Origin of the sequence: Pseudomonas sp. WS 5412, assembly GCF_012985615.1 — a bacterium.
In the GTDB taxonomy this organism is placed as follows: domain Bacteria; phylum Pseudomonadota; class Gammaproteobacteria; order Pseudomonadales; family Pseudomonadaceae; genus Aquipseudomonas; species Aquipseudomonas shahriarae.
Genome location: NZ_JAARMB010000027.1, coordinates 36012 through 58073, shown reverse-complemented (window position 1 = coordinate 58073; position 22062 = coordinate 36012). Strand labels below are relative to the sequence as shown.

The window sequence follows — 22062 nt, the reverse complement described above, 5'->3', positions numbered from 1 at the left end:
CAAGCCCTGGTCATCATTGGCCGCAAGCTGGCGCGCATCGCCTTTTCGCTCATGAAAAACCTGAGCGAATACCAGTCAAAAGCGGTTTTGGGGGCTTCCCCAAAACCATAGAATCTCCCACATTTGTATCGGGGGGTTACTCAAAGCCAGGTACGGCGCAATTACCTGTGGGAGCGGGCTCGCCCGCGATGGCGATCTCAAGGGCGCCCGAGCCGGCCAGTGCCTCAATACAACGTGGCCTTGACCCGCTCCGGCATTTCCCGGTCGTAGGCCTCGGCATCAAACTGCCCATCATTCAAACGCTTGTGAAAAGCCCCCGCTGACGGCAGTGTCGAACGCTCCACATGCTTGTCCGGGTTCCAGCAATCGGAGCGCACAAAAGCTTTCGAGCAGTGGAAATACGCCGCCTCTACCTGCACCACAATCACCGACCGCGCCGGCTTGCCGTTGACCGCAAAGCTCTGCAGCAACTCAGGTTCGATGGATATCTGCGCCCGCCCGTTGACCCGCAACGTCTCACCGATCCCCGGAATGATGAACAGCAAGGCAATCCGCGGATCCACCAACAGGTTACGCAAGGTATCGAGGCGGTTATTGCCCGGCCGATCGGGGATCGCCAGCGTGCGCTCATCAATGATCCGCACAAACCCCGGCACATCGCCCCGAGGCGAGCCGTCGAGGCCATCGGCGCCTGAAGAACTGACAATCACCAGCGGCGAGGCTTTGACCATCGCCTGGTAATCCTCATTGAGAAACGCGATTTCCTTGCGCAGGGCACGCTCGTGGGGCAGGCCGTAGAGGGTTTCGAGTTGGTCCAGGGTGGTTAGCATGTGGGTCTCCTTGCCCAGGGAGCGCTGGCGATTATCCGCCAAAGCTGCGTTGGTAGCCCTGCGCTGATAGCCGGATGGCCTGAGCAACGTGGGGTGCTTGCCGACAATAATCGTCTTCACGTGCGAGCACCACTTCAAGGGTCTGCAGCAGAGCCCGGATGCGCTCCTCGGCGTTTTCTATGCTGCAGGTCTTGGCAAACTCAAGGATTCCCAAGCGTGACGCAAAGAATGAGCGGTTGCCGTCCAGGTCCAGAGCCAGGGCGTCTTCGGGAATATAGGCGGTGGTATTGGCGATGTCATAAGCGGGTGCAAGACGGGCGTCACGTTTGAGTGGATCGCTGTAGAGTAAGCCAAAATTTTTCAGATGGGCATCACCATTGCCGACGATACAGCTCAGCGCAACGCTATCGAACAACTGCTCCAGGGAGCTGCGTTCATGTTCGATTGCACAAAAGAGGCGAACAGCCTTGGCAATCATGTTGTAGCTCTTGCTGTATTTCTGCTCGGCGGACAGGCCCATCAATGTGGTCATGTCTTCAAAGCCCAGGGGGTTGAGTTTTTCGTCCCGATCAAAGCGGCGCATGATGAAAAGCTTGTGGTTCTGTGACAAGTAGAAGGGGGGCACGGGGATACCTGCCTCCCTTGCAATCGACATACACAGGTATTCGTTGATCGCCAGGCCTGGAAACTCGTCACGCCCGCTCTTGATGATCAGATCGTTGGTTTTCGATGTGAATTTCTGTTCCGGTATCAGCGGGATTTCGGGTACCAATACCTTAGGCTGTACCCCGGAAATGCCGGCGCGAAGGATGTAGCGATCGACCAGATGGGTAAACAAATCCTCGGCACCATCCCAGGCGAGGATTTCATCCAGACGCTCACCGTACGACACGGGGCTGTTGCGCTCAATCAGTTGGTTGACTTGCGCGGACGAGGTGAAAACGCGGCCGATAGGTGCGCTGCTGCCTGACAGGGCCAACAACAGCATCGGATCTACCTTGACGGTCTTCGCCAGACGGTTTTTCAGTTGCTCCAGTACATAACCTTCGGGCAGGTTCATTTGAAAGATCGGGTGCAGTTCATGCCGTCGATACTCCTCGGCCCGCACTGGCATCAGCAGGCTGATTGCACTCTGCTCCAGGGCATCATCAGCGTAGCGAAAGTGGTAGTGCTCAGTGCCGACGAACACGCTGCCACTTGCGCCTTCGGGCGTTCGGACCTGCAGTTTGTAGCTACTCATTGAACAAATCCTCCACTTCCTCCAGCGTTGGCATGGAGACGGGGACCAGTTTGACCTCACTGCCCAAGGCTGCAAAAACCCGTGCGTAGGCATTCATCGCCACCGACAAGCTGCCGTGCTCAATCTCGATCAGTTTTTGCCGCGTCGTACCGGCCAGCTTTGCCAGCTGTGCTTGGGTATGGCCACGGCTGAGGCGCATCGAGCGAACCTGGTTGCCGATTCTCTGGCTCAGAAGTGCAGGATCCATGTCGCGTTACCGTTACATTGGTATTTTAAAGTTATATATACGTTACATTTTAGGATTGTCAACGCTGATATCAACCGAGTGTCAGTGCCAACCGCCGCTCATAACCCACCCGCCCCTTATACGCCTCGCCCCGGTCTACCCAGCCCTGCTGCAAATACAAGCCCATTGCCGCCACATTGTCGCTGTCCACCGACAACTCCAACGCCGTGATCTGTGGCCAGGCCAGGCGGGCGGCAGCGGGCAGGGCTTGCAGGCAGGCTTTGCCCAAGCCCCGGCCCTGTTGGTGGCGATCGACTTGCAGGGCATGCAGTGTGGCGCTGTGTTCGTCGGCCCAATGGGGCAGGCAGGGCGGGCGCTTGAGCAGCAGGAAGGCCACGGGGATTTCGTCGGCCAGCAAGGCAAAGCCCTTGATGCCGGGGCTTGGGTTGACCAGCAGGCTGTTCAGCGCGCAGTCGATATCGCCGCTATAGGCCAGTTGCTCGACGTGGACTTCGAGGGTGGTGAGTTGCTGTTGCTGTACAGCGGTCAGCGTCTCATAGGGCGCGAGGCGGGTTTCCATCGAGCAGATATCCGAAGTCCTACAGGGAAGTCGCAAATTCTAGCGGCTTTGCCCTTGGCGAAATTATTTTTTGTAGGCTTGTCGATTGGCAGGCGGCCCATTCGACCAAGGGTGTCTTCTGTGATTTTCCACCCCGAGGAGTATCGCCATGAGCAACGCAATCAACACCCTGATCGAGCAATGGAAGCAAGCGGTGGTCGCCAAGGATGTCGAGCAGATTGTCAGCTTTTACGCCGACGATATCGTCGCGTTCGACGCCGTCAATGCCCTGCAGTTCAAAGGCAAGGCGGCCTACCGTGCCCATTGGCAGGCCTGCATGGAGTTTTGCCCGGGCCCCGGTGTTTTCGACTTTCATGAACTGCATATCGTCGCCGCCGATGACAGCGCCTTTGCCCACTGGCTCGCCCACTGCGGCGGCACCGGGCCCGATGGCGTGCTGAAAACCTGCTGGATGCGGGTCAGCGCCGGCTACCAGCGGATCAACGGCCAGTGGAAGGTGGTGCACGAGCATTGGTCCGCACCGTTCGATATGGAAACCGGCGCCGGTCTGTTCGACCTGGAACCGTGAGTACCGCGAACTATAGTCATTAGTCCGAAAAACGGAGAACGCCATGAAATACCTGTGCCTGGTCTACAGCGCCGAAGCTTTGCTGCACAGCCTGCCCGACAGCCCCAAGGACCCGGAATGCCACGCCTACGCCGAGGCGGTCCACGGCAGTGGCCGCATGCTTGCGGCCGAGGCCCTGCAGCCGGTGAGCACGGCCACCACCGTGCGCATGCGTAACGGCAAGTTGTCGATCACCGATGGACCGTTTGCCGAAACCAAGGAGCAGCTTGCCGGCTTCTACCTGATCGAAGCCAAGGACTTGAATGAGGCGCTGCAGGTGGCCGGCGGTATTCCGGCGGCGCGGGTCGGCAGCGTGGAAGTGCGCCCCGTGCGTGATTTGAATCTCTGACCCAACACTTATAAAACTCAGGAGGTTTATCCATGAACACTCAACCTGCTGCATTTGAACTGTCCATCAGCCGGGTGATCGACGCCCCGCCCAGCCGGGTGTTCCGCGCCTGGACCGAGCCTGCGCTCTTGCAACAATGGTGGGGCCCCCACGGCATGACCACGCCCGAGTGCGAAATGAACCTGTGGGTCGGTGGCCTGTTTCGCACCCTGATGCGCGCGCCGGACGGCAGTGAGTATCCGACCCAGGGCGTGTTCCTGGAGATCGACGCGCCGCGCCGCCTGGTGTTTACCGATGCGTTCCTGCCGGGCTGGATCCCCTCGGGCAAGCCGTTTATGAGCGCCGAAGTGACCTTCGAGGAGGTGGCTGGCAAGACCCGCTACACCGCCCGCGCCATGCATTGGAGCGAAGCCGATAAACAAGCCCACGAAGCCATGGGTTTTCATCAGGGCTGGGGCGAGAGCCTGGACCGGCTGGTGACCCTGGTGACCACGGGCATGCCCGATTGACCGTCAAGGCCCAAGTCGAGGCGGTCTACCGCAGTGAGTCGCGGCGCATCCTGGCGACGTTGATTCGCCTGCTGGGGGATTTCGACCTCGCCGAAGAAGCCCTGCACGAGGCGTTCTTCGTCGCGGTCGAACGCTGGCAGCAGGACGGTGTGCCCGACAATCCCCGAGCGTGGCTGGTGTCTGCCGGGCGTTTCAAGGCCATCGACCGCTTGCGTCGCCAGGCCCGTTTCACCCCTTTGTTGCAGGAGCAGGCCGATACGCTGGAGGCGGCTGACTGGAGTGCCGAAGACGTGGAAGACGACCGCCTGCGCCTGATCTTTACCTGCTGCCATCCGGCGCTGGCGGCGGATGCGCAAGTGCCGCTTACCCTGCGTGAGATTTGTGACCTCACCACCGAGGAAATTGCCCGGGCCTTCCTGGTCACGCCGGCCACCATCGCCCAGCGCATCGTGCGGGCCAAGGGCAAGATCCGCGAGGCCAGGATTCCCTACCAGGTGCCGTCCCTGGCGGAGTTGCCCGAGCGCCTGGACAGCGTATTGCGGGTGATTTATCTGGTGTTCAACGAGGGCTATTCGGCGTCCATGGGCGCTGACCTGACCCGTGACGACTTGACCCGCGAGGCCATCCGCCTGGGCCACCTGCTCCTGGAGTTGCTGCCGGAGCCGGAAGTCATGGGCCTGCTGGCGTTGATGCTGCTCCATGAATCCCGGCGCCCGGCCCGGCTTTCTGCCGCTGCTGAGTTGGTGCTGCTGGATGAGCAGGACCGCACGCTGTGGGATGCAGCGCTGATTGCCCAGGGCTGTGGGTTGGTAGAACAGGCCCTGGCCACCCGGCGTTTCGGGCCTTACTGCCTGCAAGCGGCGATTGCCGCGGTACACGCCGAGGCCCCGAGTGCGGCGCAGACCGACTGGCCACAGATTGTCGGCCTGTATGACGTGCTGCTGCGGATGCTGCCGTCGCCGGTGATCGAGCTCAACCGCGCCGTTGCCCTGGCCATGCGCGATGGGCCGTTGGCGGGGTTGCAGCAAGTCGAGGGGATCCTGGCGCGTGGCGAGTTACGGGATTACCACCTGGCGCATTCGGCACGGGGGGAGTTCTGTCGGCAACTGGGGCGGATGAAAGAGGCGCGCCAGGCGTATGAAACAGCCCTGGGCCTGACCCAGCAGGCCCCGGAAAAACGCTTTATCGAACGACACCTGGCAACCTGCACCGATAGCCCTTTGTAGGCGCCGGCTGAGGTTACTCAAGCATCTTTTGCAGCAACCAACTGCCGGCCGGGCCCGGCGGCTGTTGTCGTGACCACAAGGCATCCACCGCCACCGAACGTGGCCAGCCGCGTGCCTTGAGCTCCACCAGCTGGCCATTGGCAAAACGCTCCACCAGCCAGCGCGGCAAGGGGGCCCAGCCAAAACCGAGGATGGCCATTTCCATCAGCATCAAAAAACTGGGGGCGGACCATACACGGCCGCTCGGCCGGTTTTCGTTGGGACTGATGATGCTTGCCAGGCGCAGCTCCCGGTGTTGTTCCAGGGTTTGCTGGTTGATGCCCTCAAGGCCGGCCAGTGCATGCAGCGGCGATACAAACAGCGCAAGTTGCGCGCGCTCTTCGACGGTGGCATGGGTCAGGTCTGGCGGGTAGACCTCCTGCGCCTCGATAAACGCGAGCTGCGCCCGCCCGCTTTGGACCAGGGCGATAAGGTCTTCGCATTCGGCAATCAGCCACTCCAGCTCCAGGTCCGGATAACGCTGCTCAAGGGCGCTGAGCAGCGTTTCAAAACGTCCCGACTGATAGGTGTCGGACATGGCAATACTGAGCTTGGGTTCCAGTCCTTGGGACAACTGGCTGGCGGCAAGCTCCAGGCGGCTGCTGGCCTCCAGCACCTGCTCGGCGCGTTGCAGCAGGACATGCCCGGCCGGGGTCAGGGTGGGTTTGCGGCTGCTGCGGTCGAACAGCACCACGTCCAGATCAATCTCCAGGCTGGCCACTGCGGCGCTGACGGTCGATTGGCTCTTGCCCAGCTTGCGTGCCGCCGCCGAAAACGAGCCTTGGGTCGCCGCCTGCACAAACGCTTGCAACACTTCATGAGAGGCCATCATCTATCGCCTTGGTCGATGGTTATTGATTATGAAGTATCGAGTGCGGGAGTGATGATGGCAACCCTCGACATTCACAGAGCAAGGCTTATGAACACCACCAAGTCCATCACTGAACGCGTTTTGCAGGCCCTTGGTTTCGAGGGCCTGGCCCTGTTGATCTGTACGCCGCTGCTGGTGTGGATCACTGGCCGGCCGGCCCTGGAAATGGGCGCTGTGACCCTGGCTATCAGCTTGTTGGCGCTGACCTGGAACATGATTTTCAACAGCCTTTTCGACCGCCTCAAAGTGCGCCTGCAACTGGCCAATAGCGTCAAGACCCGGATCATGCACGCGCTGCTGTTCGAGGGCGGGCTGATTCTGTTCGCCGTGCCGCTGATTGCCGCGTGGCTGAATATCAGCCTGATGCAGGCGTTTATTCTGGATATCGGCGTGCTGCTGTTCTTCCTGCCGTACACCTATGTGTACCACTGGGGCTACGACGTGCTGCGGGGAAAGTTTTTCAACAGCGAGCTTGCTCGCGAAGGACGTTAACGATGACGCGGGCATCCTGAATATACTCGGCACTTTCGGGTTATTCGCGAGCTACCGGCGTGACCTTGTCGGTCACGTCCGGGTGCCAGAGTTTCAGAAGATTTGGGTAAACAACCAGTACAAACTGCCCGACAGTACAATCGCCGCCGGCAACGTCAGCACCCAGGCCAACAGCAGATTGCGGATGGTCTTCATCTGCAAGCCGCCACCATTGGCCACCATGGTCCCGGCCACGCCCGACGACAGCACGTGGGTGGTCGATACCGGCAACCCGAACATATCAGCGGCGCCAATGGTCAGCATGGCCACGGTTTCCGCTGAGGCGCCCTGGGCGTAGGTCAGGTGGGTCTTGCCGATTTTCTCGCCGACGGTCACCACAATGCGCTTCCAGCCGACCATGGTGCCCAGGCCGAGGGCGATGGCCACGGCGATCTTCACCCATAGCGGGATAAAGCGCGTGGCATTGTCGATCTGTTGCTTGAACAGTTGCAGCTTGCCCTCGGTGTCGGCGTCGAAATTTCCGACCTTGCCCTTGTCCATCAGGCGAATGGTTTCGCTGGTCAGGTACATGTCGTTACGCACGTTGCCCATGGCCTCGGCGGGCACCTTGGCCAGGGAGCCGTAGCCTTTGACTTGCTCGCCGATATGCCCGGTCAGGGCGGCGAGGGCGGGGATCAGCTCGGGCGTGACGTCCTTGGTGCGCACATAGGTCGACAGCGTCGGTCGTGGGTCCACCGGCGCCGGTTGCGGGGCGACTTTGACCAGGGCTTGCTGGGTGACTTCAGCCACGGCGGCAAATTGCAGGGATTGATCGGCCGGCATGGTGCGGTTCAACGCGTAGGCCATGGGCAAAGTGCCCACCAGGATCAACATGATCAGGCCCATGCCTTTCTGGCCATCGTTGGAGCCGTGGGCAAAAGATACGCCGGTGCAGGTCACGATCAGCAGGCTGCGAATCCACCACGGCGGCGGGGTGTTGCCCTTGGGCGCCTTGTACAGCGCGCGGTTTTTCACAAAGGCCCGCAGCGCCAGCAACAGCAGAGCGGCAAAGCCGAAACCGATCAGCGGTGACAGCAGCAGCGCATAGCCGATCTTGATCGCCTGCGCCCAGTCCACGCCACTGGTGCCGTCCCGGCCATGCATCAGGGCATTGGCCACGCCCACCCCTATGATCGACCCGATCAGCGTATGGGAGGACGACGCCGGCAAACCCAGCCACCAGGTGCCCAGGTTCCACAGGATTGCCGCGATCAGCAGGGCGAAGATCATCGCAAAACCGGCGGAAGAGCCAACCTGCAAAATCAACTCCACCGGCAGCAAGGCAATGATGGCAAAGGCCACCGCGCCACTGGACAGCAGCACCCCGAGGAAATTGAAGAACCCCGACCAGACCACCGCGAATTGCGGCGGCAGCGAGTTGGTGTAGATCACTGTCGCCACGGCGTTGGCGGTGTCATGGAAACCGTTGACGAACTCGAACCCCAGGGCAATCAGCAGCGCCACACCCAGCAGCAGGAATGGGGTCCAGGTGGTGACCACCGTGCCCAGTTCGTGCATGTCGTGCATCAGGCTGTAGGCGGTGAACAACAGGCCCATGGCGAGCACGGAAAAGAACACGATCACCGTGAGCAGGCTGGGTTTGGTGTCCAGTTGCGGTTTTGCGTCAGGGGCGGCTGCCTGGTGGGAGGCGGTCAGGGAAGGGGTGGCCATGCCGGAGCATCCAGAGTGGGGAGGATGTTTCCCATGATCATTGCAGAATGTTACAGAGGTGCTGCCTCAAGTCAGTGTTTGGTGTCGTCAGCCGGCCGCTGGTCTAAAACCCACCGCCGCTCCCACAGGTTGATTGCATTTGAGCCTTAGTAATCCTGGCGCTTGCGAAACGCCCATCTGCCGGCAATCAAGGTGAACGTCGCCACCAGCGCCACCAGAATCCAGAAACCCTCGGGATCCTGGGAAAGTGGCACGCCACCCACGTTCATGCCAAAGAAGCCCGCGATGATATTGATCGGCAGCGCCAGTACCGTGACCACCGTCAGGGTAAACAGCGTGCGGTTGCTCTGTTCGTTGAGGTTGGCGGCGATTTCTTCCTGCAACAACTTGATCCGTTCGCCCAGGGCCGTGAGGTCGTTGATGATCAGGGCGAACTCTTCGGTGGATTTGCGCAACTCCTTCACGTCTTCCTTCTGCAGCCACTGCGGCGGGCGATTGAGCAGGCGCAGCAGCGAGCCCGGCTCCAGCGCCAGCAGGCGTTGCAGGCGCACCAGCACCCGGCGCATGGCCCCCAGTTCGGCGCGGTTGGTGGACAGGCGCGAGGACAGCAACTGGTCTTCGATCTGGTCGACGCTGAGGCTGGTCTTGCGCACGATCTGCGTCAGCACCTCGCCTTGATCACGCAACAGATGCACCAGCAATTCCAGGGGCGAGCGGAAGTGTTCGCCGGCCTTTACCGATGAGCGCAGCTTGTCCACCGAATGCAGCGGTTGCAGGCGCGCACTGATCAGCAGGCGGCTGCGGGCGCAGACCCACAAGGTGGAAATGTCCGATGACATCATGCTGCTGAAGTTGAACACCACGTCGTTGACCACCGCCAGCAAGGCCGAGTCCACATGCTCGATACGGGTGGAGCGCGAGCCTTCGTGCAAGGCTTCGAAGAACTCCGGCGGCAACTCCAGGTGCGCCTGCATCCAGCGCTGGCAGGCGGCGTGGGCCAGGTTCAGGTGCAGCCAGAGGAATTCATCGGGATCGGCCGGGGCTTGCAAGGCCTTGAGCACGGCCGCCGAGTCGATCTGCTCGGCTTTCTCGCCGGGCCTGAAGCGGAAACCGTAAAGCAGGCCAAACAGGTCGGAGTCCTGGTGGCCGTGGTCGATGCTGTGGTTCATGGTGGCTCGCAGGGGAGGGCGACGGATGCGCGTCGCGCAATCATTGCAAGGGGATTTGACCGTTTTGTGTCAGTCACAGATCGACGCCGTACGACCGCTCATCCACTGGGCTCAAGAAGCGTCTAGTCCGGCCGATTCAAGGTGCAAGTATGCAATTGGATTGGCCATGTGTTGGCTGACAGGGATGTTGCGGTGCAGGTCCCCATTTCCCTGTTTCGAGGCTTCTCCCCGATGAGTTTTTTGCGAAAGTCCTTGAGAGCACAGATTTTGTCGTTGCTCGGTGGCAGCCTGTTGGCAATGCTGTTGATTGCCCTGGCGTGTTTTCATTTTCTCTCCAACGGTGTGCAGAGTTACCGCAGTTTGCTGGAGGGGCCGTTGCAAACCTCACAGCTGATTGATGAAGCCAACCTGCAATTCAAGGTCCAGGTCCAGGAATGGAAAAACGTCCTGCTGCGTGGCAAGCAACCCCAGGACATGAACAAGTACTGGGGGCAGTTCCAGGATCGGCAGCAAGACGTGCAGGGCATCCTGGCGCGACTGGTGAGCAACACCCAGGGCGATCCAGGCTTGAACCGTCGCCTGGAAACCTTGCGTCAAGAGCACCAGATGCTGGGCGTCGCCTACCAGAAGGGGCGTGACGCTTACGTGGCCGCCGGGGCTGATGCGGCGGCCGGGGATAACGCGGTCAAGGGTGTGGACCGCGCGGTGAGTGAGCAGATGAGCGCGCTGGTTACCCAACTGCATGAGCAGGGTAAGCAGCAATCCCTGGCAATCAGCGCCTATGCCGAACGTACCGTGATGCTGGGCCTGGCGGTGATGGTGCTGTCTGGAGGGCTGATCGGTCTGTTCAGCCTGTGGTTGATCAACCGCAACCTGATTTTGCCGATCCGTGGCCTGATCGACTATGTGGCCCAATTGAGCCATGGCCGGTTTGCCGAGCGCGTTGCCAGCCAGCGCCAGGATGAGCTGGGGCACTTGGCCCAAGCCGCCAATACGTTGCGCGACTTCCTCGCTGAAACCTTTGGCCGCCTGCAGCGCAGTGCCAAGGACCTGGTGAGCGCCAGTGGCGAGTTGAACTCGATTGCCGGGCAGATGGCGACGGGCACCCAGGATCAGTTCAGCCGTACCGATCAAGTGGCGACGGCGATGACCGAAATGTCCGCCACCGCCCAGGAAGTCGCGCGCCACGCCGCCAGCGCTTCGCGGGCAGCAGACGAGGCCGATCATTCGGCCCGTGAGGGCGGCGAGGTGATGCAAGTGACCATTGCCACCATCGGCCAGATGCGTAACGAGATCCTCAACACCGGTGGCATCATCCGCCGCCTGGAAGCAGACAGCGTGCGCATCGGCACGGTGCTGGAAGTGATTCGCGGCATCGCCGAACAGACCAACCTGCTGGCCCTCAATGCGGCGATCGAGGCCGCGCGGGCAGGCGAAGCCGGACGTGGATTTGCGGTGGTGGCCGATGAGGTGCGCAGCCTGGCGCAACGCACAGCGGCGTCGATCATCGAGATTAACCAGATCATCCAGGCAGTGCAGACCGGCGCCGTGGATGCCGCCGAGGCGATTGTCAGCGGCCAGTCATGCAGTGATGAGAGCGTCGAAAAGGTCACCCAGGCCGGCGCGATGCTCAGTCATATCACCCAGGCTGTAGAGGCGATCCGCGATATGAACCGGCAGATTGCCACAGCGGCCGAAGAGCAAACCTCGGTGGCCGAGGATATCTCGCGCAACATCACGCAAATCACCACGGTGGCCACTGCCAACCTGGACAACGTGCAGCGCACCGAAGCGGCCAGTCATAACCTGCGTGGGCTGTCTGCCGAGCTGAATGAGGTGACGGCGCGCCTTAGCGCCTGACCAGACACAACTGCGCCGCCCGAAGGCGGCGCGTTGTGTTGCCGGGGCAACTTAAGTGTCTTGCTTGTTTTCCAGCACTTCGCCGGTCTTGGCGTCGAGCTTCACATCCCACTTCTTGCCAGTGGTGTCGGTCAGGTCAACTTCGTAGACCAGGCGCCCGGCTTCGTTATCCAGCTCAGTGTCGTTGATGGTGGCGCCGGCATGTTTGGCCAGGGCGGCGGCATTCAGCTGTTCAAATGGCTTCACGGCGCCCGATTGCAGCAGGCTTGGAATCTGGTCCGGGCGAACATCGGCCTGGGCCAGGCCGGCAGTCAGAGTCAGGGCAGCAGCAGCGAACAGAGCGGTCAGGTTTTTCATGATGTGGTCCTTTGGGGTGAGCTGTTTAAGTGGGATCAGATTACCCCGCGCAACTTAATTTACCCTTAATTGTGTAGGACGTTTGCGTTGTTTGTTCAATCGCCCCGCGCCGGGGAATTTCATGCTGGTGTCTCACCCACGGGAGACACTTATGAAACACCTATTGGCTTGGCTATACGCGCCCTTGTTCTGGGCGGGTTTTATTGGCGCGGGGCTCTGGTTGGTCACGCTAGGGGCATCGCAGTGGCTGCTGGCGGTGTTTGCGCTGGCCATCGGCGTGTCGTTTATCGCCGAGCTGTGCTTGCCCTACGAGCCCCAGTGGAACCGCCCTCTGGGCGACCGACGCCGGGATGTCCTCCACGCGCTGGTCAATGAAAGCCTGAATGCCCTGGGGTTGCTGGCATTGCCGCTGCTCACGGCATGGCTGGCGATCGAGGGCGCCTGGCCGCGCGCTTGGCCGCTGTGGGCGCAATTGCTGCTGGCAATCATCATTGCCGATGCGGGCATCACCCTGATGCATTACGCAAGCCATCGCATCGCCGCACTCTGGCGTTTGCATGCGGTGCATCACAGCGTGCAGCGGCTCTATGGGTTCAATGGCTTGATGAAGCATCCCTTGCACCAGATGCTGGAGGCCACGGCCGGCCTGCTGCCGTTGATCCTGCTGGGCATTCCGCTGGAGGTGGCGATGCTGCTGGCGTTGGCCATTGCCATCCAACTGTTGCTGCAGCACTCCAATGTCGATATGCGCCTGGGGCCGTTGCGCTGGGTATTTGCCTGGGCGCCCGTGCATCGCTTCCACCATATGAAGTACGGGCGCGCAGGGGATGTGAATTTCGCTTTGTTTTTCAACCTGTGGGACTGGCTGTTGGGGACTGCGTTTTACACCGAGGACTATCGAATGGGCGAGGGCGACCTGGGGATTGGCAGCCGGCCGGATTTTCCGGTGGATTACGTCGAGCAGTTGCGTGATCCCTTCAGTGCGGCGCAACTGAGCAAGGAACCTGCGGTGCCAAGCGCACTACTGTAGGAGATGTACTTGAAGATGGCGCAAGGAGGCCCCGGCGGTCACGCCAAACAGTTGCTTCATGGTGCGCGAGAAGTGCGCCGAGTCGGCAAACCCCGCGCCATGGGCTGCTTGGGTCAGGGTGTGACCGTTCAGGGCCAGATCCAGGGCCCGGCGCAGGCGGCGCCACATCACTAGGCGCCGCACCGGCACGCCGAGCTGGCTGACAAACAGGCGCTCCAACTGGCTCAACGACAGGTGCGCCGCCTGCGCCAATGACTGCGCCGAGACCTTGCCGCTCAACTGTTGATCGAGGGTGTGCAGGGCGCGTTGCACGCGCTCATCGTCCGCCTGGCGACGTGGTAGCTGGCGCAATGTCTGCTCCAGGCGCTGATGGGAAAAATCGGCGCTATCCAGGGCGTGTTGCAACGACTGGCTTTCAAATGCACCGGGTTCCACATAAGCCATCAACACCGTACCGGGGGCATGGACGATGGCATGGGGCTGGCGAGAGGGGATGAACAGGCGGTAAGCCGTTTGCAGGTGCCCATCAAGGCTGACCGTGATGGGGCTCTCCGCGGACAGGATAAATTGATGGGCGTAATGCGCGTGGGGCGCCGTACGCCCCGTCTCACCGAGGATCAGGCCGTAATCAGGCCCCAGCCACAGTTGGCCTGACCACTCGCTCACTCAGTAACCGTTGTCCTGCAGCAGATCCTGCACGCTGGAAGACGGCCAGCGCTTGTAGAACTTCAGCAGTTCGGCGGCACGGTTGGTGAAGATGCCATCGACCCCGGCGCTCATGACCTTCTCGAAGTCCACCGGCTCGTCGACGGTATAGACGTGCACCAGCAGGCCCTTGTCGTGGGTCAGTTGGTTCATCTCGGGCTTGACCAGGTCCGAATAGCTCTGGTCGCCCAGGTTCGTCAGTTGTGCCGATGGGCCAGTGCCAATTGCACCGAGGCTCTTGGCTTCATCGACCCACTTCTCGAATTCGGCCGCGTCCTTGGGTTCCTGCTTGGCATAGTAGGCCGCCTTGGTCGGTTCGCCGGACTCGGCGAAAGTCACCTTGGACTTGGGCTCGATGCTGCCTTCACCTACCCACAACAGCAGGATTTTCGGGGTGTTGGGCATCTCTTTCTGCAGTTCCTTGAGGCTGGCCGTCTCGAACGTCTGCAACACCACGCGGCCCTTGCCCTGGCCGACGCCTGTGTTGCTCTTGCCCAGCTTGGAACCCACGGAGCTCAGCCACCCCTTGTCCAGCAGCTTGTCCTTCAGATCGGCTTCGATCCCCGGGAACTGCTTGGGCTCTTTGGTTTCGATGTACAGGCCGGGTTTATGCTGGGGGTTGCCTTCGGCGATCTTGATGATTTCGTCCAGGCTGAGGATTTTCAACCCGACGAAGCCCGGGCGCGCACGCTCTGGGTAAGCGGTGTTGAACCAACTGCCGGCATCCAGGCTTTGCAGTTCTTTCCAGGTGAACTCGTTGGCCGGGCTATCCTTGCGCTCGGGGAACTTGGTGGCCACGTCGGTGGTGCGTTGCAGGTTATTGTCGTGCAGGGCGAACAGCACGCCGTCCTTGCTGCGTTGCAGGTCCAGTTCCAGGTAGTCGGCACCCAGGTCGCGGGCGAGCTTGTAGGCGGCGGCGGTGGATTCCGGTGCATCGTAGGACGCACCCCGGTGGGCGATCACGGCAGGGTGCGGAATGCCCTCCTTGGTCGCCAGTTCAACCGGGCTGATGGGGCTTGCAGCCTGTGCGTGGCCAAGGCCCATCATCAGTGCGAGCAGCAGGGCACTCTTGGTAAACGTAGCAGGCATGTGCGAGGTCCTTTCGTGGAGGTAGCTTCAAGAAGGCTTCCTTTTTAACAATTGCATGCAAATCGCGCTATCACCAAACCGACATTAACGTGCGCATGCGCTATTTTTCTGCGCTTTTGTGCCGTGCTATGCAGTATTCTTGGCCCGAGTTTCCCCGCCAGAGGGAAACCTGCATTGCCTTCTTTCGCCGCCTCGCGTGTAAACCATCGTTCACTTCCCCTGTGGGATTTTTCAGTGAGGTTTAGCATGCGCATCACTTCAGAACTCATCTGCCAGGCCGCCGACCAACTCAACGGCTTTGTCGGCCTGAACCGCAAGACCGGCCAGTACATCGTGCGTTTCAGCGAAGACTCGTTCGGCATGGACGTCGCCGACGACGGCATCATCCCCACCAGCGAGTTTGTCTGGCAGCCGGCGGCCGACCAGGCCATGACCCTGTCCCGCGAGCACATCCAACTGCTGCTGGACCAGAACATCGACGACCGCATCAACATCACCGAGCCGCTGCGGGTGTATATGCGCCGGGTGGAGATCCCGCAGATCAGCGCGGTGCGCAGCCTGGTAGGTTGATCGCCATCACGCCAATCCCGTAGGCGCGGGGGTGGTGCCGTTTGCGGTGAAGGCATAAGCCCGTTCTACCTTGCATACCCGTGTCTGAAACGCGCCGTACCAGATGGCCCGGCCCTGTTCGCGGGTGTTGCGGTGCTCGGCGTGTTGTTTCCAGGCCAGGATCGCGGCCTCGTTGCTCCAGTAGGACACGGTAATCCCCAGGCCATCATCGCCGCGGGCTGATTCGACACCGAGAAACCCCGGTTGCTGGCGGGCCAGTTCGAGCATGCGGTCGGCGGCCTGTGCGTAGCCTTGGTCGGTCTCGGTGCGCAGGGAAGTGAAGATCACTGCGTAGTAGGGCGGGCAGGGTGTCTGGGCGATCATGCCGAGCGCTCCAGGCAGGCCTGGAGCCATGCGCTGACCAGCGGCACGCTGGCACCGGTAAGTGCCGCGCGTTCTGGCTGGAACAGAGTGGCGACAAAAAACGGATGGTCCAGCAGTTCTATCGCCCGCACCTCGCCCGCCGAATCATGGGCGCTGCCAATCAGATTGTCCTCCAGCAGTGCCTGTTTGAAGTCGGCATTGAGGCCATAGCGGCAACGATAACCCTCCTGGATTTCAAGGGTGCCGTAAGCCTCGGCGATACGGGTGAAGGCCATCAAGTGGATGGGCGCGATGGTTTCGATCAGAGCACACGACAAGGGGGCGATCACCGCCCGTGGCGCATCAGGTGCCAACTCGCCATGTTCGGCATCGGCCCACCTCAGCACATTGCGTGCATATTCCAACACGGCATGTTGAAAACCGCCGCAGGTGCCGAGGAAAGGACGCCGCTGTTCGCGGGCAAAGCGGATCGCCCGCAACGCCCCGTCGGCATCGCGATAGGGGCTGGCAGGTACGCACCAGAACCCGTCGATAGGCTGCAAGGTGTGGTTGTCCTTAAGGGTGTCGGTGGCCAGCCATTCAATCTGAAGTGTCAGCCCCAGGTGTGTACTCGCCTGTTGCAGGGCAAGGGGAATGGCTTGGTGGGCGGTGACTTGAGGATCGTAATCGCCGATCAGGGCGAGGTGCAGAGCAGAGGGGGTCATGGCGTGCGTCCAATGGCTTGTCGAGTCCTGAAGGGCACTATAGATTGGCGTTCGCGCAATCAATATTGGCGTTACCCCACATGTTCAATGCAGCCACGCACTATCAAATCGACTATCCCGACCTGGCGCTGATCCTTGCCCTGGTGCGTGGCGGCACTTTGGCGCGGGCTGCGGCCTTGCTGCGGGTGGATGTGTCTACGGTGTTTCGGGCCGTGCGGCGTCTTGAGTCGTCTTTGGGGCAGGCACTGTTCGAAAAAAGCCGCGCCGGTTACCTGCCGACCAGCTTGGCCACCACCTTGGCCCAGCAGGCCGAGCGTGCCGAACAGGCGCTGCAGGCAGCCCGCGTGGGGGTCGAGCAGGGCGGTGAAGTGATCAGCGGCACGGTGCGCCTGACCTGCACCGACTCAGTGTTGCAGGGCCTGTTATTGCCGGCCTTGGCGCAGTTCATGCCCGCCTACCCGGCACTGACCCTGGAATTGAGTACGTCCAATGATTTCGCCAACCTCAGCCGCCGCGACGCGGATATTGCCTTGCGCCTGACCAGGACGCCGCCGGAGCACCTGGTGGGACGGCGTTTGGGGACGGTGTCCTATCGGGTCTGCGCCAGTGCCGGTTACATAGAGCAACACGCTACTCAAGATTTGGCGGCCCTGGCGTGGATCGCCCCGGATGATTTCTTGCCCGACCATCCCACCGTGGCTTGGCGTCGCCAGCATTTACCCGGCGTAAGGCCCAGTTATCGGTGCAACAGCATGTTGTCTGTAACCCAATTGGTACGTGCCGGTCTGGGCGTGGCGGCGCTGCCGGATTTTCTGTTGGCGGATGGCCAGGGATTGCAGCCGTTGGGGCCGGCGCTTACGGGTTACGACACGGCCTTGTGGTTGCTGACGCGCCCGGACAGTCGGGCGCTGCGTTCAGTGGTGACGTTGTTCGATGAGCTGGGCCGGCATCTGCGTCGCCCTTTATAGGCATCGGCTAGCCGGCGCCTACAAGCCCAGCCGAGCATTGGCAAACATGCTCACCGCCCGCCGGCGAGCCGGCTTCTACAGGGTGGACGAACATGCGGTCTGAATAATTAGCCCCTTCAGGCGGAGCGTGCGACCAGTGAATCGGCGACGGTCACCCGATTGCGCCCGGTGCCCTTGGCGGCGTACAGGGCTTGGTCCGCCGCGTTGAGCCACATATGCGCCTGGGTGAATTGCACCTGGTAGGCCGCCAGGCCAATGCTCAGGCTGACCCGTAGTTCTGGAACCTGCGGGTCGCGGTAGCGGCTGAACATTTCCCGCAGGCGTTCCATCACATAACTGGCTTGCTCCAGCGACACGTCCGGCAGGATCACGCAGAACTCGTCGCCACCGTAGCGGCCCGTCAGGTCATTTTCCCGCACATTGCGCTGCAATTCCTTACTCAGTTGCCGCAAGACCCGGTCGCCGACGATATGGCCATAGGCATCGTTGATCTGCTTGAAGTGATCGACATCAATCAGTGCGATGGTGGCCTGGGACTGTTGTTGCTGGCACTTGTGAAACTTCAGTTGCAGCAAGTCCTTCCACGACCCGTGATTGAGCAGGCCGGTCAGGCTGTCGGTGCGGCTCAAGGCACTCAGGGCGCGCTTGTGTTCCGAGAGCTTGATGGCCAGGCGATAGCTGGCCATGCCGATGGCGACGGGGTAGAGAATCAGCATCGGCAGGCAGGCATACACCTGGATCAGGCCGACATTGGGGTTGAACGCAGGACCGAACACCAGCCAGGCCACTGCCACGCCCACCAGTTGCGCGAGCATGCCCTGGATCATCAGCTTTTTGCCGCCCGCCGCGACGTTATGCATGGTCATCATCGCGAGGATGGTCACTGCAGTCAGGGGCGTGAATTGTGTGGCTGCGGCCCAGAACCCGCCGGACACTGAGTCATACAGCAGATTGCGTCGCTCGGCCTGGTACGGAAACGCTGAATGGCTTGATAGCTGGTATGCCAGGTGCGGCCAGATAAACCCATTGAACAGCCACAGTGCCCAGACCCATCCGGGCATGGCCAGCGGGTATAGGGCGGCCAGCACGCAAAGGCTGCCGATGCCCAGCCCGAGAATGCGCGGCCGATAAATGCGCCGGGCAAACGACAGCCCTTTGCCTCGAAGGTTTTCCATAGATTCCTGCGTCAGGTTGTTCTTTTTTTAAGTTGCGAAGGCGTGCCTTGTCAAAAGGCCATTTACGCCAGATGACAGGTGATTATTGTCAGTGATTTACGCAGGAATAATCAGTGTCCTTCCAGGCCATTTGCGCGGGGATCCGCAGGATTCAGGCAAAAACGACCCGCCAGTGTCGTATTGACGACAGAGGGATTTATTGGGGGCGGGTGGCAATCTCGTAGCCGGCCAGAAACAGGTCCATCGCTGACTCGATCACGTTGGCCTGGGTAGCCGCATCCAGGGTGGGTTGGCCCAGGGTGATTTGCGGCCAGAAGGCGAAGGCCTTGAGCAGGCTTTGCACCTGATGGGCGGCAAAGCACGGGTCCACGGGCTTGAGGCGACCGTCTTCCTGCGCTGCGCGCACCCATAATGTGAACCCTTCTTCACGTTCGCTCAGGCGATTGACGATGCCCTGGGCCCGCTCCGGGGAATGGATGGTCGCGGCAATTGCCACGCGGGCCAGGTCGAGGAAGTTGGCGTCCGACATCATCTTCATCTTCGCTTGCAGCAACACCCGCAATTGGTCGCGCAGGGGCTGTGCGCTGCTGTAGCTGACATCCAGTTGTGCAACGCTGCTGGCCCATAACTTATTCAGGATCTCGGTGAACAACTCCTCCTTGCTGGGGAAGTGGTTGTACACCGTGCGCTTGGATACGCCAGCGGTGGCGGCGATCTTGTCCATGCTGGTGACCTCGAAACCGTTATCGCGAAACTCGGCAATGGCCGCCGCCACAATGGCTTCGCGTTTACGGTCGGTGAGGCGTTGAGGTGCAGTCATGGGGCTTTCGGCTCTGGGAAGAAAATTACACTCGGTAGTTTACTTGGTCCGGGTTTTGTTGCAATCTTGAAACTACACTGTGCAGTGTAGTTGTTGACCTGCATCAGCAGAACGTACCGGAGTCACTCTGTAATGGCCACGATCTCTACCCGTGTCGATACCTCTTCCCCAGCGCTCAAATCGTCCGAGCAGCAGCAAGGTCAGTTCAATAATCATGCGCCGGTCAGCCGTGCAGGCTTTGGCAAAACGCTACAGATTTTCTGGAAGATGCTCTTTCATAAGCCCCGCAGCACGCGGCCGGTAGGTGAAATCCCGGTACAGCGCCTGACGCGTGAGCAGTTATTGAGCGCCCCGAATCACAGTGTCTACCGCTTGGGGCATTCCACCGTCCTGCTGAAAATGCGCGGCAAGTTCTGGTTGACCGATCCGGTGTTCGCCGAGCGGGCTTCGCCTTTCAATTGGGCCGGCCCCAAGCGCTTTCATCAGCCGCCTATCAGCCTTGAAGAACTGCCGCCGATTGAGGCGGTGATCTTGTCGCATGACCATTACGACCACCTGGACCGCCAAGCCGTTGTGCAATTGGCCGCCAAGACGCGCTATTTTCTCGCGCCATTGGGCGTGGGTGACACCTTGATCAAATGGGGTGTGGCGCCAGGCAAGGTGCGGCAGTTGGATTGGTGGCAGGGCACTGAAGTGGAGGGCATCCACTTTGTCGCCACCCCCGCCCAGCACTTTTCCGGCCGTGGCCTGTTTGATGGCAACCAGACGCTGTGGGCGTCCTGGGTGATGGTCGATGATGCCCGGCGTATCTTTTTCAGTGGCGACACCGGCTATTTCGAAGGTTTCAAGCGTATTGGCGAGCAATATGGGCCATTTGACCTGACGCTGATGGAAACCGGTGCTTACAACGTCGACTGGCCCGATATCCACATGCAGCCCGAACAAACTTTGCAGGCCCATATCGACCTGAAGGGGCGCTGGTTGCTGCCGATCCACAATGGCACCTTTGACCTGGCATTCCATGCCTGGCATGAGCCGTTTGACCGCATCATGGCCCTGGCCTGGGAGCGCAATGTGTCAATTGCCACACCCGCCATGGGCCAGGCTTTTATGCTGGCTGCCCCTGAACGTGGGCATGCCTGGTGGCTGGATGTCGAGGCCCAGGCGGCAGAACAGTTAGTGAGTTGAAAGGGGCTGCTAAAGCCACACGGTAAAAGGGCTTTCAAGGTATTTCTGCCCGGAGAATCGACTGGAAAAGGGTGCGATGATCTCGGAAAGCCATTTTCTGGGAGCGGGGCCTGATGGAGGACAAATGTAGGAAAACCTTGTCGCCCGGTGCACCCTGTTCCGTGGGGTTGCCTTTGGTGTTCAACGCCTTTAGCGCAATGCCTTGTGGGCCTGCCACTCCTTCTGGGTCGACAGACAATGTGCCAACGTCTCGCGGTGGCATTGAGTTTCAGCCTGCTGCTGCGCCTGCCGTCCAGGGCCCCAGGTTCGATATCCCTGGCCCGATGATGAAGACCGTACGTGATCCGTCGCTATCGCTTATTGCCTTGAGCGGCCTGGACCCTGTAGGCCAGGTCATGGTGGAGGTTCCGCCCATCATGGAAAACAACGCCGCCAAATCCGCTCCCGCCCTGGCCGATTGGCGTATCGGTTTTGCCGACGGATATTTGCGCAACGGTGTACGTGAAACGGTGGAGCATTCCAGCGGGTTTCTCCAGGCTTTGGAGGTGTTAAAGGCTGCCGGCGCCCAAGTGGTGCCAGTGGAGGCACAATTACCGGATGCCGCGTACTTCACCCTGGAGTCCAGCAACGAGATCGACAAGCGAATGAACGAGCATCGCCTCGACGCGTTGGTGTCAGACGACCAAAGCCCAGCCTTCCACCTCTTCTGCAAAACCGGATACCCAGGCGCATGCCAGATATTCAGCGACGGCCTCCAAGGCACGAGGGTCGTACTCTGGTTCTACGGTGCCCGTTGGGCACGGGACTCGCTGTCGGTCTTGGTGCGGGTCTATCAACAGGCGATGCAGGCTCACGCCGACATGCCCGTGAGGTGACCCCTTTGCGCGGTCATCGGGCCTAAGCGCCGTTGGGTTGAGGCGTGTTCGAGGATGGCGAGCCCAGCAGCCGGGCGATAAGGCTCCGACGAGCCGGTTCGGCATCCGCCTGTGGCGCAGGGGAGCGCCGCCCGCTCATGCCCCATCCCGGCGCAAACCCTGGGAAAAACACCAGGCCTTCGTGCTCCAGACGAAATGCCAGGGCGATGCGGACGGCGTCATCCACCTCCTGATGGCTTTCAAAACGCTGGATAGCGTCCACCCCAACTCCGGCTTGTCGGGCCAGGTCTTCCCGGCTCCAGCCCAGCAGCGCGCGGGCCTGCACACTGTGCCGTGGGGTGAATTGATGAAGGACGATTTGCTGATCTACGGTGGTGCTCACTGCCAGAGAGGACATGGGGTTCTCCAGGAATCCAACGGGGGAGGGCAAACTATACTGTGTTTTTGTACAGTTGTTTTGACCGTTCATCAACTGGATTCTTTCTCGGATGATCGGCCCGCGATTGACGG

General features: G+C 60.8%; 26 protein-coding genes. 11 read left to right on the top strand and 15 right to left on the bottom strand.

Translation table 11 applies throughout. The features are described 5' to 3' along the window. Window positions 1–224 precede the first annotated feature (224 nt). From HBR94_RS25825 to HBR94_RS25810, 4 genes are all read right to left on the bottom strand, one after another. Window positions 225–830, bottom strand: coding sequence for a pyridoxamine 5'-phosphate oxidase family protein (locus HBR94_RS25825; RefSeq protein WP_057441954.1), 606 nt, complete (start codon window positions 828–830; stop codon window positions 225–227). Window positions 831–861: 31 nt separating this feature from the next. Further along, window positions 862–2070 carry a type II toxin-antitoxin system HipA family toxin gene (locus HBR94_RS25820; RefSeq protein WP_170045753.1) on the bottom strand — a complete coding sequence of 403 codons (1209 nt, stop codon included), beginning with the start codon at window positions 2068–2070 and terminating at the stop codon, window positions 862–864. Further along, a complete protein-coding gene (locus HBR94_RS25815; protein ID WP_170045752.1) occupies window positions 2063–2317 on the bottom strand; it encodes a helix-turn-helix domain-containing protein in 255 nt (84 codons plus the stop codon). Before HBR94_RS25815 ends, HBR94_RS25820 begins: the two co-directional genes overlap by 8 nt. Before the next feature lie 70 nt (window positions 2318–2387). Further along, on the bottom strand, window positions 2388–2876 hold the full coding sequence (locus HBR94_RS25810) for a GNAT family N-acetyltransferase (RefSeq protein ID WP_170045751.1): 489 nt from the start codon (window positions 2874–2876) through the stop codon (window positions 2388–2390). Between the two features lie 148 nt (window positions 2877–3024). On the opposite strand from HBR94_RS25810, the gene HBR94_RS25805 reads away from it, so the two are divergent. The 4 genes from HBR94_RS25805 to HBR94_RS25790 are packed head-to-tail and all read left to right on the top strand — an operon-like array spanning window position 3025 to window position 5567. Then, window positions 3025–3444, top strand: a complete 420-nt coding sequence (locus tag HBR94_RS25805; protein WP_057960470.1) for a nuclear transport factor 2 family protein — start codon at window positions 3025–3027, stop codon at window positions 3442–3444. Window positions 3445–3487: 43 nt separating this feature from the next. After that, window positions 3488–3832: a YciI family protein gene (locus tag HBR94_RS25800; protein ID WP_057441944.1), complete on the top strand. Its 345-nt coding sequence runs from the start codon at window positions 3488–3490 to the stop codon at window positions 3830–3832. Between the two features lie 32 nt (window positions 3833–3864). After that, window positions 3865–4341 (top strand): SRPBCC family protein, encoded by a 477-nt coding sequence (locus HBR94_RS25795; protein ID WP_057441942.1) that lies wholly within the window; start codon window positions 3865–3867, stop codon window positions 4339–4341. Beyond that, on the top strand, window positions 4338–5567 hold the full coding sequence (locus HBR94_RS25790) for an RNA polymerase sigma factor (RefSeq protein ID WP_170045750.1): 1230 nt from the start codon (window positions 4338–4340) through the stop codon (window positions 5565–5567). Before HBR94_RS25795 ends, HBR94_RS25790 begins: the two co-directional genes overlap by 4 nt. A 13-nt stretch (window positions 5568–5580) precedes the next feature. On the opposite strand, the gene HBR94_RS25785 is transcribed toward HBR94_RS25790, so the two are convergent. Continuing rightward, window positions 5581–6435, bottom strand: a complete 855-nt coding sequence (locus tag HBR94_RS25785; protein ID WP_057441941.1) for a LysR family transcriptional regulator — start codon at window positions 6433–6435, stop codon at window positions 5581–5583. Window positions 6436–6525: 90 nt separating this feature from the next. Here HBR94_RS25785 and HBR94_RS25780 point away from each other — a divergent pair, with 90 nt between their 5' ends. Next, a complete protein-coding gene (locus tag HBR94_RS25780) occupies window positions 6526–6969 on the top strand; it encodes a multidrug/biocide efflux PACE transporter (protein WP_057441938.1) in 444 nt (147 codons plus the stop codon). A 93-nt stretch (window positions 6970–7062) separates the two neighbouring features. Here the strand turns inward: HBR94_RS25780 and HBR94_RS25775 are convergent, their stop codons facing one another. Together HBR94_RS25775 and HBR94_RS25770 are read right to left on the bottom strand one after the other, a co-directional pair. Further along, window positions 7063–8679, bottom strand: coding sequence for an inorganic phosphate transporter (locus tag HBR94_RS25775; RefSeq protein ID WP_170045749.1), 1617 nt, complete (start codon window positions 8677–8679; stop codon window positions 7063–7065). A 146-nt stretch (window positions 8680–8825) separates the two neighbouring features. After that, window positions 8826–9848: a transporter gene (locus HBR94_RS25770; protein ID WP_057441934.1), complete on the bottom strand. Its 1023-nt coding sequence runs from the start codon at window positions 9846–9848 to the stop codon at window positions 8826–8828. Window positions 9849–10079: 231 nt separating this feature from the next. On the opposite strand from HBR94_RS25770, the gene HBR94_RS25765 reads away from it, so the two are divergent. Beyond that, complete coding sequence (locus HBR94_RS25765; RefSeq protein WP_057441933.1) at window positions 10080–11708, top strand: methyl-accepting chemotaxis protein; 1629 nt, start codon at window positions 10080–10082, stop codon at window positions 11706–11708. A gap of 51 nt (window positions 11709–11759) precedes the next feature. Here HBR94_RS25765 and HBR94_RS25760 read toward each other — a convergent pair whose 3' ends face one another. After that, the gene (locus HBR94_RS25760; RefSeq protein WP_038442689.1) at window positions 11760–12065 is read right to left on the bottom strand and encodes a PepSY domain-containing protein; all 306 of its coding nucleotides are present in this window, start codon (window positions 12063–12065) and stop codon (window positions 11760–11762) included. Between the two features lie 151 nt (window positions 12066–12216). On the opposite strand from HBR94_RS25760, the gene HBR94_RS25755 reads away from it, so the two are divergent. After that, window positions 12217–13095 (top strand): sterol desaturase family protein, encoded by an 879-nt coding sequence (locus HBR94_RS25755; RefSeq protein ID WP_169961347.1) that lies wholly within the window; start codon window positions 12217–12219, stop codon window positions 13093–13095. Here HBR94_RS25755 and HBR94_RS25750 read toward each other — a convergent pair. Both HBR94_RS25750 and HBR94_RS25745 read right to left on the bottom strand, forming a co-directional pair. Further along, on the bottom strand, window positions 13087–13761 hold the full coding sequence (locus HBR94_RS25750; protein ID WP_170045748.1) for an AraC family transcriptional regulator: 675 nt from the start codon (window positions 13759–13761) through the stop codon (window positions 13087–13089). The two genes, HBR94_RS25755 and HBR94_RS25750, sit on opposite strands and share 9 nt — an antisense overlap. After that, window positions 13762–14889 (bottom strand): glycerophosphodiester phosphodiesterase, encoded by a 1128-nt coding sequence (locus HBR94_RS25745; protein WP_169961349.1) that lies wholly within the window; start codon window positions 14887–14889, stop codon window positions 13762–13764. Window positions 14890–15135: 246 nt separating this feature from the next. Between HBR94_RS25745 and HBR94_RS25740 the strand changes: the two genes are divergently transcribed. Then, window positions 15136–15459 carry a DUF2025 family protein gene (locus HBR94_RS25740; RefSeq protein ID WP_076962912.1) on the top strand — a complete coding sequence of 108 codons (324 nt, stop codon included), beginning with the start codon at window positions 15136–15138 and terminating at the stop codon, window positions 15457–15459. A 6-nt stretch (window positions 15460–15465) separates the two neighbouring features. On the opposite strand, the gene HBR94_RS25735 is transcribed toward HBR94_RS25740, so the two are convergent. Further along, complete coding sequence (locus HBR94_RS25735) at window positions 15466–15822, bottom strand: antibiotic biosynthesis monooxygenase (RefSeq protein WP_170045747.1); 357 nt, start codon at window positions 15820–15822, stop codon at window positions 15466–15468. Then, entirely contained in the window at window positions 15819–16526 is a 708-nt protein-coding gene (locus tag HBR94_RS25730; RefSeq protein ID WP_170045746.1) for a CTP synthase, read from the bottom strand. The genes HBR94_RS25735 and HBR94_RS25730 overlap by 4 nt, the downstream gene beginning before the upstream one ends. An 80-nt stretch (window positions 16527–16606) precedes the next feature. On the opposite strand from HBR94_RS25730, the gene HBR94_RS25725 reads away from it, so the two are divergent. After that, a complete protein-coding gene (locus HBR94_RS25725) occupies window positions 16607–17494 on the top strand; it encodes a LysR family transcriptional regulator (RefSeq protein ID WP_170045745.1) in 888 nt (295 codons plus the stop codon). A 116-nt stretch (window positions 17495–17610) separates the two neighbouring features. On the opposite strand, the gene HBR94_RS25720 is transcribed toward HBR94_RS25725, so the two are convergent. Continuing rightward, the gene (locus tag HBR94_RS25720; RefSeq protein ID WP_170045744.1) at window positions 17611–18669 is read right to left on the bottom strand and encodes a diguanylate cyclase; all 1059 of its coding nucleotides are present in this window, start codon (window positions 18667–18669) and stop codon (window positions 17611–17613) included. A gap of 196 nt (window positions 18670–18865) precedes the next feature. Then, on the bottom strand, window positions 18866–19489 hold the full coding sequence (locus HBR94_RS25715) for a TetR/AcrR family transcriptional regulator (RefSeq protein WP_115128784.1): 624 nt from the start codon (window positions 19487–19489) through the stop codon (window positions 18866–18868). A gap of 132 nt (window positions 19490–19621) precedes the next feature. Between HBR94_RS25715 and HBR94_RS25710 the strand changes: the two genes are divergently transcribed. Next, window positions 19622–20677 (top strand): MBL fold metallo-hydrolase, encoded by a 1056-nt coding sequence (locus HBR94_RS25710; protein WP_057960456.1) that lies wholly within the window; start codon window positions 19622–19624, stop codon window positions 20675–20677. Between the two features lie 326 nt (window positions 20678–21003). Beyond that, on the top strand, window positions 21004–21552 hold the full coding sequence (locus HBR94_RS25705; RefSeq protein WP_170045743.1) for a hypothetical protein: 549 nt from the start codon (window positions 21004–21006) through the stop codon (window positions 21550–21552). 22 nt (window positions 21553–21574) lie between these two features. On the opposite strand, the gene HBR94_RS25700 is transcribed toward HBR94_RS25705, so the two are convergent. Further along, window positions 21575–21949 (bottom strand): helix-turn-helix transcriptional regulator, encoded by a 375-nt coding sequence (locus HBR94_RS25700; RefSeq protein ID WP_170045742.1) that lies wholly within the window; start codon window positions 21947–21949, stop codon window positions 21575–21577. Between the last annotated feature and the right edge of the window lie 113 nt (window positions 21950–22062).